Annotated in this window: 14 protein-coding genes; 10 read left to right on the top strand and 4 right to left on the bottom strand. The window is 65.6% G+C overall.

All coding sequences use genetic code 11. The features are described from left to right. Window positions 1-25 precede the first annotated feature (25 nt). From J7447_RS30810 to J7447_RS30800, 3 genes are all read right to left on the bottom strand, one after another. Entirely contained in the window at window positions 26-928 is a 903-nt protein-coding gene (locus J7447_RS30810; protein WP_050474495.1) for an alpha/beta hydrolase, read from the bottom strand. A 192-nt stretch (window positions 929-1,120) separates the two neighbouring features. Next, window positions 1,121-3,196 carry an FAD-dependent oxidoreductase gene (locus J7447_RS30805; protein ID WP_050474494.1) on the bottom strand — a complete coding sequence of 692 codons (2,076 nt, stop codon included), beginning with the start codon at window positions 3,194-3,196 and terminating at the stop codon, window positions 1,121-1,123. An 8-nt stretch (window positions 3,197-3,204) separates the two neighbouring features. Further along, window positions 3,205-4,689, bottom strand: coding sequence for an NAD-dependent succinate-semialdehyde dehydrogenase (locus tag J7447_RS30800; protein WP_228866873.1), 1,485 nt, complete (start codon window positions 4,687-4,689; stop codon window positions 3,205-3,207). Window positions 4,690-4,834: 145 nt separating this feature from the next. Between J7447_RS30800 and J7447_RS30795 the strand changes: the two genes are divergently transcribed. The 6 genes from J7447_RS30795 to J7447_RS30770 all read left to right on the top strand — a co-directional run bounded on the left by J7447_RS30795 (window position 4,835) and on the right by J7447_RS30770 (window position 10,570). Continuing rightward, on the top strand, window positions 4,835-5,626 hold the full coding sequence (locus J7447_RS30795; RefSeq protein ID WP_050474493.1) for an IclR family transcriptional regulator: 792 nt from the start codon (window positions 4,835-4,837) through the stop codon (window positions 5,624-5,626). Between the two features lie 14 nt (window positions 5,627-5,640). After that, complete coding sequence (locus J7447_RS30790; RefSeq protein ID WP_050474492.1) at window positions 5,641-6,804, top strand: acyl-CoA dehydrogenase family protein; 1,164 nt, start codon at window positions 5,641-5,643, stop codon at window positions 6,802-6,804. A gap of 14 nt (window positions 6,805-6,818) precedes the next feature. Then, window positions 6,819-7,976 carry an iron-containing alcohol dehydrogenase gene (locus J7447_RS30785; RefSeq protein WP_209171764.1) on the top strand — a complete coding sequence of 386 codons (1,158 nt, stop codon included), beginning with the start codon at window positions 6,819-6,821 and terminating at the stop codon, window positions 7,974-7,976. Beyond that, window positions 7,976-9,178 (top strand): CoA transferase, encoded by a 1,203-nt coding sequence (locus J7447_RS30780; protein WP_152508036.1) that lies wholly within the window; start codon window positions 7,976-7,978, stop codon window positions 9,176-9,178. The genes J7447_RS30785 and J7447_RS30780 overlap by 1 nt, the downstream gene beginning before the upstream one ends. 53 nt (window positions 9,179-9,231) lie before the next feature. Then, a complete protein-coding gene (locus J7447_RS30775; protein WP_209171763.1) occupies window positions 9,232-10,113 on the top strand; it encodes an AraC family transcriptional regulator in 882 nt (293 codons plus the stop codon). Window positions 10,114-10,420: 307 nt separating this feature from the next. After that, a complete protein-coding gene (locus tag J7447_RS30770; protein WP_208982774.1) occupies window positions 10,421-10,570 on the top strand; it encodes a hypothetical protein in 150 nt (49 codons plus the stop codon). Window positions 10,571-10,653: 83 nt separating this feature from the next. On the opposite strand, the gene arsA is transcribed toward J7447_RS30770, so the two are convergent. Next, window positions 10,654-12,417, bottom strand: a complete 1,764-nt coding sequence (arsA, locus tag J7447_RS30765) for an arsenical pump-driving ATPase (RefSeq protein WP_152508035.1) — start codon at window positions 12,415-12,417, stop codon at window positions 10,654-10,656. Between arsA and J7447_RS31470 the strand changes: the two genes are divergently transcribed. From J7447_RS31470 to tnpB, 4 genes are all read left to right on the top strand, one after another. Next, window positions 12,416-12,541, top strand: coding sequence for a hypothetical protein (locus tag J7447_RS31470; protein WP_267479141.1), 126 nt, complete (start codon window positions 12,416-12,418; stop codon window positions 12,539-12,541). The two genes, arsA and J7447_RS31470, sit on opposite strands and share 2 nt — an antisense overlap. 90 nt (window positions 12,542-12,631) lie before the next feature. Next, window positions 12,632-13,729 carry a Fic family protein gene (locus J7447_RS30760; protein ID WP_152508034.1) on the top strand — a complete coding sequence of 366 codons (1,098 nt, stop codon included), beginning with the start codon at window positions 12,632-12,634 and terminating at the stop codon, window positions 13,727-13,729. A 132-nt stretch (window positions 13,730-13,861) separates the two neighbouring features. Beyond that, on the top strand, window positions 13,862-14,209 hold the full coding sequence (locus tag J7447_RS30755) for a transposase (protein WP_074556315.1): 348 nt from the start codon (window positions 13,862-13,864) through the stop codon (window positions 14,207-14,209). Next, window positions 14,206-14,553, top strand: a complete 348-nt coding sequence (gene tnpB, locus J7447_RS30750) for an IS66 family insertion sequence element accessory protein TnpB (RefSeq protein ID WP_152508033.1) — start codon at window positions 14,206-14,208, stop codon at window positions 14,551-14,553. The genes J7447_RS30755 and tnpB overlap by 4 nt, the downstream gene beginning before the upstream one ends. Window positions 14,554-14,556: the final 3 nt, after the last annotated feature.

Genomic DNA, 14,556 nt, shown 5'->3' with positions numbered 1-14,556 from the left:
GTCGGGCGGCGCCGGGGCGGGGGGATCAGAGCGCGCGATACCAAGCGGCGATGCGCGCCAGTTCCTGATCGGCCTCGGGGGCACGGCCCGCCAGGGCCGGGAAGACGTGCTGCATGCCGGGAACCACCGAAAGTGTCACCTTCACGCCCTGAGCCTTCGCCTTGGCAGCGAGGGTTTCCGAGTCACTTTGCAGCGTCTCGGCGCCACCGCAGTTGATGTAGAGCGGCGGGAAGCCAGTGAAGTCGTTTTCCAGCGGATTGGCGAGCGGGTTGAGCGGATCAGTGGCGCCGCCGAGGAACATGCCGGCCATCGCCTCAAGGATCGGCTTGCCGACCAGCGCATCGGTCGCCGCATTGGTTTCCAGCGTCTTGCCGCGCAGCGCCATGTCCAGCCACGGCGAATAGGCAATCACGGCCCCCGGCAGGGGCAGGCCAAGGTCGCGGAACTTCAGCACCGAGGCGATGGCGAGGTTACCCCCGGCGCTGTCGCCTGCCGTCAGGATGTTCTTCGCCTCAAATCCCTTGGCCAGCAGCGCCTTGTAGGCGGCAACCGCGTCCTCGATCTGGGCGGGGAAGGGATGTTCCGGCGCACGGCGGTAGTGCAGAATGCAGGCGGTCACGCCCAGCGCCTTGGCAAGATGGCCCGCCATCTTGCGGTGGCTGTCGGCCGAACCGACGGCAAAGCCGCCGCCATGGGTGTAGACGATCACGCGCTTGGTGTCGGCACCCACGGGGAACGCCCAGATCGCCTCGACCCCGCCGACGTGGTCGCTCTTATAGGTGACGTTCTCCGGTTCCAGCGCGGGCTGGCCCCATTCATCGAACATGCTGCGCAGGTTTGCGATCGTCAGGTTGGGGTTCGCGACCATCTGGTCGGTCCAGCTCTGATAGAGCGCACGCAGTGTATCGGCTTCTTTGCTGATTGCCATTTCATCCTCCAAAGGTGGCGTTCCGGTCCGTTCCCCCTGCGTCCGATCCTCCATCGGCGCGGGGTTCGCGGCATGATCCTGATCTTTTGACGCTACACGTCGTGGCGTGGTCAGTATTGAACGTGCTTGCTTGCCGTGTTGCATCTTCTTGCTGTTTTGCGCCCTTCTGCAGTCACACGCGGGGCAAAGTTCTCAGCCGCGGCCATCGGCGGCGTTCAGGCTGTCCAGGGTCAGACCCTGTGCCGCAAGCCGCGCCAGCAGCGGCGGCACCGACCAGCCATGCGGATCGGCTGCGGCCAGCGCCCCATAGCGCGCCACCAGGGCGCTCACCCCAAGGCTGTCGGCATGATGGATCAGCCCGCCGCGCCAGCGCGGAAAGCCGTAGCCATGAACCAGCACAAGGTCGATGTCCTGAGGTCGCTCGGCGATGCCTTCCTCGAGGATCGCGCAGGCCTCGGCGATCATCGCAAGGGTGATCCGTTCGACGATCTCGTCGGCTGTGAAGTTGCGCCGGGCATTGCCCAGTCGGGTCGAGACCTTACGGATTTCCTCCGTTACAAGGGCTGACACGGCGGACTTGCCATCGGGTCCATAGTCATACCACCCCGCGCCGGTCTTGCGGCCAAGCCGCTGGTAATCCTCGACCAGCCGCTCGACCAGGGGCACGTGGCGCGGGTCTGCGGCCGCGTCCTGCCGCCTGAGATTGGCGTAAGCGATGTCAAGACCGGACAGGTCCTGCGCCGCAAAGGGACCCATCGCCATGCCGAAGCCCTGCATCGCGGCATCGACCTGGGCGGGCAGCGCGCCTTCCGCCAGTAGCAGGTTCGCTTCGCGCCGGTAGCGCGTCAGGATACGGTTGCCGATAAACCCGTCGCACACCCCCGACAGGACCGGGATCTTGCCCAAGCGCCGCGCCAGCGCGAAGGCCGCGCCCAGCGTTTCGGGCGCGGTGCGATCCCCCTTCACGATCTCCAGCAGCTTCATCACATGCGCCGGGCTGAAGAAATGCAGGCCGAGAAAGCGCGACGGGTTCAGAAGGTCATCGGCCAGCCGGTTCACGTCAAGGTAGGAGGTGTTGGTGGCCAGGATCGTCTCTGGCGGCAGGGCGGCTTCAAGTTCGGCAAAGATCGCGCGCTTGACCGCGAAATCCTCGAAGGCCGCCTCGATGGCCAGATCGGCGGGCGGCAGGTTGGCATAACCGACAACGGCGGTCAGCCGGTCCAGGATCGCCGCGCCCTCGGAGGCGGAAAGCGTGCCTCGACCGATACCATGGTCAACCAGCTTGCGCAGGTTTCCCTCGGCCCGCCCCGCCGCCGCCGCATCGCGTTCGACGACTGTCACGGAAATGCCCGCGGTCGCCAGCGCATAGGCGATGGAGGCCCCCATGTTGCCGCCGCCAACCACAATGGCAGTCGCGATGTCCCGCGCGGGCTTGGGATAGTCTCGCCCCCTATTGCCCGCCGCCCGTTCGGCAAAGAACACATGCCGCAGCGCCCGCGCCTGCGGCGAGGCGCGCAACTCCAGAAACGCCGCGCGTTCTCGCGCCAGCCCTTCGGCGAGGGGCAGACTGGCCGTTGCCGCAACCAGACTCACCGCGACTGGCGGGGCGATCTGGCCCGGCATCCGCCGCTGCGCCTGCGCCTGCATCGCCGCCACGGCCGCGTCATCGGCCAGCGGCGCGGGCCGCTGGTCCGGCCCCTGCGCCGTGGCAAGGATGGTGCCGTCCAGCGCCAGTGCCGCCGCCACCGGGTCGTCGGCAAGCTGATCGACCAGCCCCACCGACAATGCCTTGCCCGCCGCGATGGGCTTGCCGTTCACGATCATGTCCAGCGCAGCCTTGACCCCGATCAGCCGTGGAAGCCGTTGCGTGCCCCCCGCGCCCGGCACGATGCCCAGAACCACCTCGGGCAATCCCAGCTGCGCGCCGGGTGCGGCGATGCGATAGCGACAGGCCAACGCAATCTCCAGCCCGCCACCAAATGCGGCGCCATTGATCGCGGCAATGGTCGGGATGGGAAGCCGTGAGAGGTGCAAGAGCACGTCGTTCAGGTGCGGTGCAGTCGGAGGCAGACCGAACTCCTTGGCATCCGCCCCGGCGACAAAGGTCGTGCCTGCCCCGGTCACGATCAGCCGGTTCGCGCCCTGCGCTACCGCCGCGTCCATCCCGTGCAGAAGGCCCGCCCGAATTTCGGCACTCAGCAGGTTCAGCGGCGGGTTGTCTATGGTCAGGATGGCGGTGCCACCGCTCAGTGCAAGATCAACAGGCATGTCACACCTCACCGGACCGGCGCAGAATTGCGCGAGATGAACTTGGTCGACAGGTAGCCGTCAAAAGTCTCGGTCCCGCCCTCGCTTCCATAGCCGCTGTCACGCACACCTCCGAACGGCGTTTCCGGCAGTGCAAGACCGAAGTGGTTGATGCTGACCATCCCCGCCTGAAGGCCCGCCGCCGCACGATCGGCGCGGTCCAGCGCGTTGGTGAAGATATAGGAGGCAAGGCCGAAGGGCAGGCCATTGGCGCGCGCCAGTCCGTCCTCGATTTCGCGGAAGGGCGACACGACCGCGACCGGCCCGAAGGGTTCCTCGCGCATCAGGTCGATGCTGTCGTCCGGGGTGTTGACAATTGTGGGCGCGTAGAAGCTGCCGCTGTTGCCGATCCGCGTGCCACCGGTCAGCACCTCGGCGCCGTGTTCGCGCGCATCCGCAACCAGCTTTTCCATCGCCGTGACGCGGCCCGCATGACAAAGCGGCCCCATCTGCGTGCCCTCGGCCAGGCCGTCGCCGACCTTCACGGCCTCGAACGCCGTCACGAGTTCCGACAGGAACCGTTCGTGAATGCCCGCCTGCACGAAGAACCGCGTGGGCGAGATGCAGACCTGCCCGGCATTGCGCAGCTTGTTGCCCGCCAGCGCCCGCGCCGCCGCCCCGGCATCTGCATCATCGAACACCAGCACCGGCGCATGGCCTCCCAGTTCCATGGTTGCCCGCTTCATGTGTTGGCCTGCCAGCGCGGCCAGATGCTTGCCCACCTCGACCGACCCTGTGAAGGTGATCTTGCGCACGACAGGGTGCGCGATCAGCGTTTCCGAGATGAAGGCCGAATTGCCCCAGACAAGGTTCAGGCAGCCCTCGGGCAGACCCGCCTCTTGCAGGAAGCGCGCGATGGCAAGGCAGCCCGCCGGGGCCTCGGCCGGACCTTTCAGGATCATCGTGCAGCCGGACGCCAGCGCCGCCGCCACCTTGCGCACCGCCTGGCTGAGCGGGAAGTTCCAGGGCGTGATCGCCAGGCAAACCCCCACCGGTTCGCGCACCACCAGATGCTGGACCGTCGGATTGCGCGATGGCACGATGCGACCATAGATGCGGCGGCATTCCTCGGCGTGCCAGTCAACGTGGTCGGCAGACGACCGCACCTCGACAAGCGCCTCGGCCAGCGGCTTGCCTTCATCCAGCGTGATCCAGCGGGCGATCATCGCATCGTTCTGCCGCAGAAGATCGGCGAACCGGCGCAGGATTGCGCCACGATCGGTGGGCGCGCGATCCTTCCACGACGCAAAGGCCGATTCGGCGCGGCGCACTGCACGCTCCAGATCCTCGGCCGTGGCCTGTGGGATTCGGCCGATTTCTGCCCCGTTGGCGGGGTTGATGACTGCCCGGTCGCCGGCGGCTGCGGTGGCCAGCCAGTCCTTGCCGATGAGGTGGCGGATCTGCGGGTAATCCAAATCTTTCATGATGTTCACGTCCTCGATTGGCGGCGCCACCCGCTTCTTCCTTGGGGCAAGCGGGACAAGGTGGGCATTACCTGTATTCCGCTATGCGGAAAACTCTTCCGCACTATTGACGCGAACCATAGCTTTGGCTTAGACAGGATTCAAGTCGCAGCATTTGTCCTGGGGAGGGACACTCGTGAGGCCAAGGAAGGACAAACCGGAGGACGACGAACAGGACCGCGATTTCGTGGTGGCTCTCGCTCGTGGCCTTGAACTTCTGCGCGCCTTTCGCCGTGAGGGCGAGGCGCTGGGCAACCGCGATCTGGCCGAGCGCACGGCCCTGAGCAAATCCACCGTGTCGCGGCTGACCTACACGCTGCACAAGCTGGGCTACCTCAGCTACAATCCCGACACCGCCCGCTACCAGCTGGCCCCGCCGGTGCTGTCGCTGGGCTTTTCCTGCCTTGCCGGGATGCCCCTGCGACAACTCGCCAAGCCCTACATGCAGGAACTGGCCGATTACACCGGGATGCCGGTGGCCATGGCCAGCCGCGACCGGCTGTCGATGGTCTATCTGGAACGCTGCAAGGGCACCAATGCGGTGACGCTCGCGATCGAGGTCGGCGCGCATATCAAGCTGGGTACGACCGCCGTCGGCCGCGCCTGCATCGCCGCCCACCCCGAGGACGAGCGCGCCCGGATCATCGACGCCGTGCGCGAGCATGAGGGCGAGAACTGGCCGAACGTCCAGCCCGGCATCGAACAGGCGATCGAGGATTACCAGACCCGCGGCTACTGCACTTCCTTCACCGAATGGAAGCGCGACGTGAACGCGGTGGCGGTGCCGTTCATCCCGCACGACGGCTCGCCCATTGTCGCCTTCAACTGTGGCGGCCCGTCGCAAACCCTGACGCGCGACTTGATCGAAAGCGATGTCGCGCCCCGCCTGATCGACCTTGTCCGCCGCGTGGCGGCCGTAGCCCCCTGACCCCAGAGAACACCATGGCCCTAGATTCCGACACCCTCGCCCAGTTCCTCGACGCGCTCGACCGCTTCGTCAAGGAACGCCTGATCCCGAACGAGGCGCTGGTCGCCGACGAAGACGCGATCCCGCCCGCGCTCGTGCAGGAGATCCGGGACATGGGCCTTTTCGGCATGTCGATCCCGGAGGAATATGGCGGCCTTGGCCTGTCCATGTCCGAAGAAGTGCAGGCCGCCTTCGTGCTGGGCCAGACCTCGCCGGTGTTCCGCTCGCTGGTCGGCACCAACAACGGCATCGGGTCTCAGGGCATCATCATCGACGGCACGCCGGAGCAGAAGGCCAAATACCTGCCTGCGCTGGCCTCGGGCGAGATGATCGCCTCCTTCGCGCTGACCGAACCGGATGCGGGATCGGACGCAGGCAGCTTGCGCACCACCGCCCGCCGCGACGGTGACCATTTCGTGCTGAACGGGACCAAGCGCTACATCACCAACGCGCCGCGCGCCGATGTGTTTACGGTTTTCGCCCGCACCAATTCCGAAACGAAGGGCTCGTCCGGCGTCAGCGCCTTCATCGTCGAGGCCGGAACGCCGGGCCTGTCGCTGGGCCAGCCCGACAAGAAGATGGGACAGAAAGGCTCGCACACCTGCGACGTGATCCTGGAAGATGTCCGCGTTCCCGCCGCCAACATCATCGGCGGACCGGCGCGGGAAAACCAGGGCTTCAAGACCGCGATGAAGGTGCTGGACCGGGGTCGGCTGCACATCTCGGCGGTCTGCGTCGGCGCCGCCGAACGGCTTATCCGCGATGCGCTGGCCTATGCGATGGAACGCAAGCAGTTCGGTGAACCGATTGCTGAAAAGCAGCTGATCCAGGCCATGCTGGCCGACAGCCGCACCGAAGCCTTCGCGGCCCGCTGCATGATCGAGGAAACCGCCCGCCGCAAGGATGTGGGCGCGAACGTGTCCACCGATGCCGCCTGCTGCAAGATGTATGCCTCGGAAATGGTGGGCCGGGTGGCAGACCGGGCGGTGCAGATCCACGGCGGTGCGGGCTACATGGCCGAATACGCGGTCGAACGTTTCTACCGCGATGTGCGCCTGTTCCGCATCTACGAAGGCACCACCCAGATCCAGCAAGTCCTGATCGCGCGGAACATGATCCGCGACGCCGCGGCCGCCTGACCGAACCGGAGCCCATGATGAATTTCAACTTCCTCTGCACCCCCCGGATCGTCTGCCAGAGCGGCGGCCTCGCCCAGATTGGCACCCTGACGAAGGGTCTGTCGGTTGCCCGTGCCTTCGTGATCACCGACCCGGGGATCGTCGCTTGCGGCTTTGCCGCCGAAGCGGTCGCGGCCCTCAACGCCGCAGGCATCGCCGCCGAGATCTTCGACAAGGTGCAGGCCGACCCGCCCATCGCCGTCGTCGAGGCGGCGGTCGAGGCTGCCTGCGCGTTTGGTGCCGATGGAGTGATCGGCCTCGGTGGCGGCAGTTCGCTCGACACCGCAAAGGTCGTAGCCGTCGCTGTGGCCAGCGGCCAGCCGATTGCCGACATGATCGGCGTTGACCGCGTGACTGGAAGGCGTCTGCCGCTGATCCAGGTGCCGACCACGGCTGGAACCGGGTCGGAAGTTACCTGGGTATCGGTGTTGACCTCGGAGAGCCACGAGAAGAAGGCGGTTTATGCTCCGCAGCTTCTGCCCGACATCGCCCTTCTGGATGCCAAGCTCACGCTCGGGATGCCGCGTTCCATCACGGCAGCCACCGCGCTTGATGCGATGGTCCATGCCATCGAGGCCGCGACCAGCCGCACCCGCAAGAACCCGATTTCGGATGGGCTGGCCGACAAGGCGCTGGTCCTTCTGGGCCAGAACCTGCCTCGCGTGCTGGATACCCCCACCGACCTTGCGGCGCGAGAGGCGATGCTCCTGGGCGCGACGCTTGCGGGCATGGCCTTCATCAACGCCAGCGTCGGCGCGATCCACGCGCTGTCCTATCCGCTTGGCACCGGCTTTCACGTCCCCCACGGGCATGCCAACGCGCTGGTGGCAGGCCCCGTCCTGCGCTTCAACCTGCCCGTCGCCGAGGTGGAATACGCCCGCCTGTCGCGTCTCCTTCTGCCCACCCGCCATTTCAACTCCGACGCGGCGGCCGCCCTTGCCCTGATCGACGAGATGGAGCGGATGCTGAAAGCCAGCGGCCTCAAGTCCCGCCTGTCCGAGGTTGGTGTAACCGAGGCCGCCATTCCCGGCATGGCAAACGAGGTCGTGACAGGCATCAGCCGTCTGCTGGACACCAACCCGCGCGACATGTCCGCCGACGACGTGGCAGCCCTCTACCGCGAGGTGCTGTGATGCCCGGCGCGCTTGACGGCATCCGCGTCCTCGACCTCAGCCGGGTGCTGGGCGGCCCCTATTGCACCCAGACGCTGGCCGACCATGGCGCCGAGATCATCAAGGTCGAACCCCCGCAAGGTGACGAGACGCGCGGCTGGGGTCCGCCTTTCAAGGACGGGCTTTCAGCCTATTTCTCCGGCGCCAATCGCAACAAGCGATCCATCGCCATCGACATCGGCAAGCCCGAAGGGCGCAACGTGATCCTGCGCCTGCTGGAAGGCGCCGACGTTCTGGTCCACAACTTCAAGTCCGGTGCCCTGGAAAAATGGGGCCTCGGCTATGATGCGGTGCTCAAGGACCGTTTTCCCCGCCTCATCCTCTGCCACGTCACCGGCTTTGGCGCCGACGGTCCCTTGGGCGGCTTTCCCGGCTATGATGCCGTGGTGCAGGCGATGACCGGCCTGATGAGCATCAACGGCAACCCGGCGAACGGCCCGACGCGGATGGGCACGCCCATCGTGGATATCGGCACCGGGCTCATCGCCTGCAATGCGGTTCTGGCGGCCATCATCGAACGGTACCGCTCCGGGCTGGGCCAAGCCATCGAAGTGCCGCTTTACGACTGCGCCATCAGCATGATGCACCCGCAGGCCGCCAACAGCCTCATGTCGGGCAAGGTCCCGGTTGCCACCGGCAACGGACATCCCAACATCGTGCCCTACGACATGTTCGAAACCCGTACCGGCAAACTCTATCTCGCGGTCGGCAACAATGGCCAATTCGCCAAGCTCTGCGAGGTGCTCGGCCTGTCCGACGTGCCGCGCGACCCCCGCTTTGCCGACAACGCGGCCCGGCTGGCCCACCGCGCCGAGATCACGAAAATCCTGTCCGCGCGCCTTGCGGAAAGCGACGCCCAGGCGCTTGAACCCGTGCTCTTGCGCGCCGGTGTCCCGGCAGGCGTGGTGCGCAACGTGAACGAGGCGCTCGACCACCCGCACACACGGCATCGTGGAATGGTGGTGTCAGTGGGCAGCTACAAGGGCACGGGCGTTCCAGCACGTCTGTCGCGGACCCCAGGAGCAGTTCGCGCCGCCCCGCCACGGTTCGCGCAGCATAGCCGCGCCCTGCTGAAGGAGGCGGGTTTTTCGGAACGGCAGATCGACGATCTGACTCGGTCGGGCGTCGTTCTGGAAGAACAGACGGACACCGTTCAGACATGACACGAAAAGCCGGGCCGCCAACTCGGCCCGACCGCCAATAGAGGGGGAGCCAGATGCAGAAAGCACTCGTGACGCCAGACCGGATCCCCGAGTGGATTCCCGGCACCATCACGATGGACAGTTCCGGTCGGGACTGGAAGGGCATCACGATGAAAGGCTACCACTACGATCGCCAGGACGCCGCCATCCCCGCGATGCGCGATTACATGATCGTAGCCTACGACGGAAATCCGACCACCATGCGCCGAACAAGTGGCGGATCATGGCAAAGCGCGCCCGTTGGCAGGGGCAGGATCTCGCTTTTGACACGGGCAGAGCAATCCACATGGTGCTGGGCAGAATCGATCCAGGTCAGGCATATCTACATCGGTCATGACTGCCTCGAGGCCACGGCGCAGACCGTGTTTGGCCGCGACCCGCAATCCGTCGAGATAGAAGATCAGGTTTCGGCCGACGATCCGGTTCTGCTCAACTGCTTCCAGATGCTTGAAAACGAACTGCGCAACGGTGGCATGGGGCAGCGCCTGATGATCGACGCGCTGCGCAACCAAATTGCGGTGCATCTGCTTCGACGCTATGCCCGGATCCGGCTTGCCGATGATACCGGCTCCGCCTTCAGCCCGGCCCAACGCAAACGCATCATTGACCTCATCGAAGACCAGCTAAGCGAAAACATCAGTCTTGACGATCTAGCAGCTGCCGTCGGCATCAGCCCGTTTCACTTTGCGCGCCAGTTCAAGGCCGACTTCGGGATCGCCCCATACGCCTTTGTAATCCAGAAACGTGTCAGCAAGGCACAGGAGATGCTTCGGCGCGGGCGCATACCGCTGAAGTCGGTCGCGCTCGACTGCGGTTTCTCCGACCAAAGTCATCTTTGCCGGACCTTTCGGAAGATCGTGGGCGTAACACCCGCCCAGTACCAGAACGAAGCATGATTGTCGCCACGGATATCATTTGCAGCGTTGGCGCTTCTGTGAGCGCGAATGAATGCAGATCCCAACAGCCTGAACGACCGTGAGATTGCCGTCAGATTGAGAACACTGTCTGGCGATCCGGGCTTGGGCTTTACGGATCGACAGCAGCTCTGGCCACGTCCCTTGCGCTGCACGCAGCCGTTAACTGCTTCGGCACCGGCTCGCCGACCGTGACCGAGAGATAGACGCAAGCTTCGGCATCACAACGGGTGGTGTCTTGACCCTGTGCATGGCGGCGCCGCCGAGTGGCAGTTCTGTATGGGTCCGTGTGGTCGACGAGGTCTTCGAGCAGGAGATCACCGCCGACCTGCCCGCCGCGACGCAGTTCCTGTCGCCGCGGCTGTTTCTCAACACCGGCGCGACGGCCGCGGCCGTCGCCTACGACTGCGCCGGGGTCTACCTGGAAACCGATTTCTGACGGGCGCCAGGCATTCGGCAGCCAGCGTTGTTCGTGCTCCTGCGGCAGTCGGATCGGACCTCTGGACCGCCGCAAGCTATGCCTCAGCTCAGCTTTCCGAGCGCATCTATCCCGACAAGGGGCGCAGGCGAGAAAGGCAACAGATACACCCGCCGTGCCAACCCGTCTTTCACCCGGGCAATCTGCCGGGCCTCGCCCGCGATCCGGCGCAGCAGGAGCGGGTGCTGCGTGCCCGATGCCGCCATGGCGCGGTTGATCACCCAGGCGTATGGTTCGATCCTCGCGCGGCGCAGGTCCTCCTGCAGGGCGGCCGCTTCCGACACCGGTGTGGTTTCGGGCAGCGTGACCAGGATGACCCGCGTGTAGTCCGGATCCTGCAGACGCATCAGCGGTGTCGTCACCTTCCCCGGCGCATCTGGTGCCAGATGCCGCGTCATCTGCCGGTGATAGGCGCCCGTCGCATCCAGCAGAAGAAGGGTATGCCCGGTCGGCGCGGTGTCCATCACGACAAAGGCGCTCCGCGCCTCCGCCACCGTGCGGGAAAAGGCATGAAAGACCGCCACTTCCTCGGTACAGGGTGAGGCCAGATCCTCGAGCAGCAACGCCCGCCCCTGTTCATCCAGATCCCGGCCCTTGCTGGACATGATCTTGTCGACATAGCGCTTCGTCTCGGCCTCGGGGTCGATGCGGTCGACGGTGAGACCGGGCATGGTGCCATCCACCACGAAGGCGACATGCGCGGCAGGGTCCGTGGTGGTCAGGTGAACCGCGTGCCCCCGTTTGGCCAGCCCCACGGCAATGGCCGCAGCGATCGTGGTCTTGCCGACACCGCCCTTGCCCATCACCATGATCAATCCGTGCCCTGTTGCGGCCAGGCCATCCACCAGCGCGCTCAGCCCCTCGAGAGGCGGGACCTGCGCGACCGGCACGGTCGGTGCTGCGTGCTGCTCGCTCTCGGGCGCGAGAAGCGCCCGCAGGGTGTCGAGCCCGACCATGTCATAGGGCCGGAGCGGAACCTCGAACCTTGGCAAGGCCGCAAGGTCCTGCGGCATGCGGCCCACGACATCGGCCTGGTCCGCGGCCAGCCGCGCGGCGACGGGATCGGCGCCCACGGGCACTTGCAGGACGCCGTTGATCGCAAGCAGCTGGTTGGCAAGCCCCAGCTCCCGCAGTTCGGCCGAGGTGCGGGCGGCTTCGCGGATCGCGCCTGCATCCGGGCGCGTCATAAGCACGATGCTGGTCCGGCCTGCGTCCCCGAGGGCTGCGAGCGCCGCGCGGAACCGGTCTTCCTGCATCTTCAGGCCCGAATGCGGGCCAAGGCAGGAAGCGCCACGGTCGTTGTCCTTCAGAAAACCCGTCCAGGCCTTCGGCAGGCTCAGGAGCCGCAGGGTATGCCCGGTTGGTGCGGTATCGAAGATCACATGATCGAAACCCTGTCCGTCCTCCAGCAGCAGACCCACGAACTCGTCGAATGCCGCGATCTCGGTGGTGCAGGCGCCCGAAAGCTGTTCTCGGACGGTGGACCGCTCGGTCTCGGTCGAGGCAGGGCCCATCTGGTCGAGAACGCGCCGCCGGTAGTCATCCGCCGCCCGTTCCGGATCTACGTTCAGGGCGCTGAGGTTCGCCGTGCCGGGAACCGGCGTTGGCAGCGGACCAAGCGGAACGCCCAGCATCTCGTCAAGGTTGGAGGCCGGATCTGTGCTGACCAGAAGAACCCTTTTGCCGCTGTCCGCCAAGCGAAGGGCGATGGCGCAGCTGAGCGACGTCTTTCCCACCCCGCCCTTTCCGGTGAAGAATAGAAACCTTGGCGGCGACAAAAGGTTCGGCAGGATGGAATCGGCATGCATGATGGTGTCTCCGGTTGGCGGCATCATCGCCGGAAACCGCTTCGGTGCGCCAGATCAGATGAGCCGCGTCGATGTGCAGGGACGCGTCATGCGCCAAGCCCCGGTCAACGGTTGCGGAGAATAGGCTCGCTATTCTACGCATACCTTGCGGCGTTTGTTCTTGCGCTTGCGGAGAATACGACCCACAATCACCGCGCATTATGCGGAGATCGGGATGTACATCTGGGAGCAACCAGACTGGCCGAAGCTGTCTTGGAAGGATGGCAGCATTGCTGCGCCCCTGGCTACAGTCCGTCACGACCAGGGGCGACTGATCGGTCGGATGCAGGCGCTGGGCTTCAAGCTGCGCGAAGAGGCGGTCCTGCAGACGCTGACGCAGGACGTCGTCAAGACAAGCGAGATCGAGGGCGAGCAGCTGGATGCCACACAGGTGCGGTCATCCCTCGCCCGACGGCTTGGCATCGACATCGGCGCCCTGCCCCCGACCGATCGCAATGTGGAAGGCATCGTCGAGGTGATGCTGGACGCGACGCGGAACTTTCAGGCCCCGCTCACCGCCGAGCGCCTTTTCGGATGGCATGCGGCTTTGTTTCCCACCGGCCGCAGCGGCATGACGAAGATCATCGTCGGGGACTGGCGCGATGACAGTACCGGCCCGATGCAGGTTGTTTCCGGGCCATATGGCCGGGAGAAGGTTCACTACTCGGCCCCACCCGCACCGCGGGTCGCGGCGGAGATGGAAGCCTTCCTCACATGGTTCAACGCACCCCTGACCACCGACCCGGTGATCAAGGCGGCGCTAGCGCATCTGTGGTTCGTGACGATCCACCCCTTCGAGGACGGCAACGGCCGCATCGCCCGCGCCATTGCTGACCTGGCGCTTGCCCGGTCGGAGGGAAGCTCGCAGCGGTTCTACAGCATGTCCGCGCAGATCAGGGCCGATAGGAACGCCTACTACGACCAGCTCGAGCGCACCCAGAAAGGCGGCACGGACGTCACGTTGTGGATCCTGTGGTTCCTCGACTGCCTCGGCCGCGCGATTCACGGTGCCGATGGCGTCTTGGCGGCGGTCGTCGCCAAGGGGCAGTTCTGGGAGCGCGCAGCGGCACTGCCGCTGAACGAACGCCAGATCAAGGTACTGAACCGCCTGCTCGATGGGTTCGAAGGCAAGATGACCTCGTCGAATTGGGCGGTGATCGCCAAGTGCTCGCAGGATACGGCGAACCGTGACATCGCGGCTCTACTGGACCTCGGTCTGCTCCGGAAGGGCGAAGGCGGCGGGCGCAACACGCATTACGAGTTGGTGCTGTGAGGGTCGTGACGACGACTATCCGCACCGGCCATGGGGGCCTCTGCAGTAACCGTCCGGGCTGGCCGCTCTGCCGAGGTTGGTGCGTAGAGGATAGTGTCCACTATCGGATAATGGACACTATCGGGGTGGCTTGTGACGAAGCGAAGGAAGCGGCGGGTCTGGTCTGACGACGAGAAGCGGATGATCTGCGGGCAGACGCGCGTGCCCGGTGTATCGGTGAGTCAGGTTGCCCGGCGCTATGACGTGAATGCCAACCTGGTCTTTGCCTGGTTGCGCGATCCGCGGTTTGCAGATGCCGACGCGGCCGATATCGCGCGCTTTCTGCCAGTGGAGATCGTCGCGGAGGGTAAGGTGCCTGTGGCCGCACCCGTTCCCGACAACTGCATCGAGATCGAGTTGGCTGGCGGTCACCGGATGCGCATCAGCGGCAGCTACGACCCGGAATCTCTGGCCCGCCTGATCCGGGGACTGTCGGTTTGATCCCGGTTCCGGCCACTACGCGAGTCTGGCTGGCGGCCGGGGTGACGGACATGCGCAAGGGCTTCGCGGCTTTGGCAGCGCAGGCCGAGGCGGTGCTGAAGCAGGACCCCTTCACCGGGCACCTGTTTGTCTTCCGAGGTCGCCGGGGTGATCTGGTCAAGGTCATCTGGTGGGATGGCCAGGGGGCCTGCATGTTCCTGAAGCGACTGGAGAAGGGGCGGTTCGTCTGGCCCTCGGCCAAGGAGGGCAAGGTGGCGCTGTCGCCTGCACAGTTGTCGATGCTGCTGGAAGGGATCGACTGGCGAGCGCCACAGCGGACGTGGCAACCCTTGGCCGCGGGATAATCT

The sequence above is a fragment of the Labrenzia sp. R5_0 genome, from assembly GCF_017743835.1.
Lineage (GTDB): Bacteria > Pseudomonadota > Alphaproteobacteria > Rhizobiales > Stappiaceae > Roseibium > Roseibium algicola.
This window is presented reverse-complemented; position numbering and strand designations above follow the sequence as displayed.

What these genes read in the sequence shown, in the direction of transcription:
- J7447_RS30810 (WP_050474495.1), bottom strand. Translation starts at nt 928, where the DNA reads ATGGCAATCAGCAAAGAAGCCGATACACTGCGTGCGCTCTATCAGAGC.
- J7447_RS30805 (WP_050474494.1), bottom strand. Translation starts at nt 3,196, where the DNA reads ATGCCTGTTGATCTTGCACTGAGCGGTGGCACCGCCATCCTGACCATA.
- J7447_RS30790 (WP_050474492.1), top strand. Translation starts at nt 5,641, where the DNA reads ATGGCCCTAGATTCCGACACCCTCGCCCAGTTCCTCGACGCGCTCGAC.
- J7447_RS30785 (WP_209171764.1), top strand. Translation starts at nt 6,819, where the DNA reads ATGATGAATTTCAACTTCCTCTGCACCCCCCGGATCGTCTGCCAGAGC.
- J7447_RS30780 (WP_152508036.1), top strand. Translation starts at nt 7,976, where the DNA reads ATGCCCGGCGCGCTTGACGGCATCCGCGTCCTCGACCTCAGCCGGGTG.
- J7447_RS30775 (WP_209171763.1), top strand. Translation starts at nt 9,232, where the DNA reads ATGCAGAAAGCACTCGTGACGCCAGACCGGATCCCCGAGTGGATTCCC.
- J7447_RS31470 (WP_267479141.1), top strand. Translation starts at nt 12,416, where the DNA reads ATGATGGTGTCTCCGGTTGGCGGCATCATCGCCGGAAACCGCTTCGGT.
- arsA (WP_152508035.1), bottom strand. Translation starts at nt 12,417, where the DNA reads ATGCATGCCGATTCCATCCTGCCGAACCTTTTGTCGCCGCCAAGGTTT.
- J7447_RS30760 (WP_152508034.1), top strand. Translation starts at nt 12,632, where the DNA reads ATGTACATCTGGGAGCAACCAGACTGGCCGAAGCTGTCTTGGAAGGAT.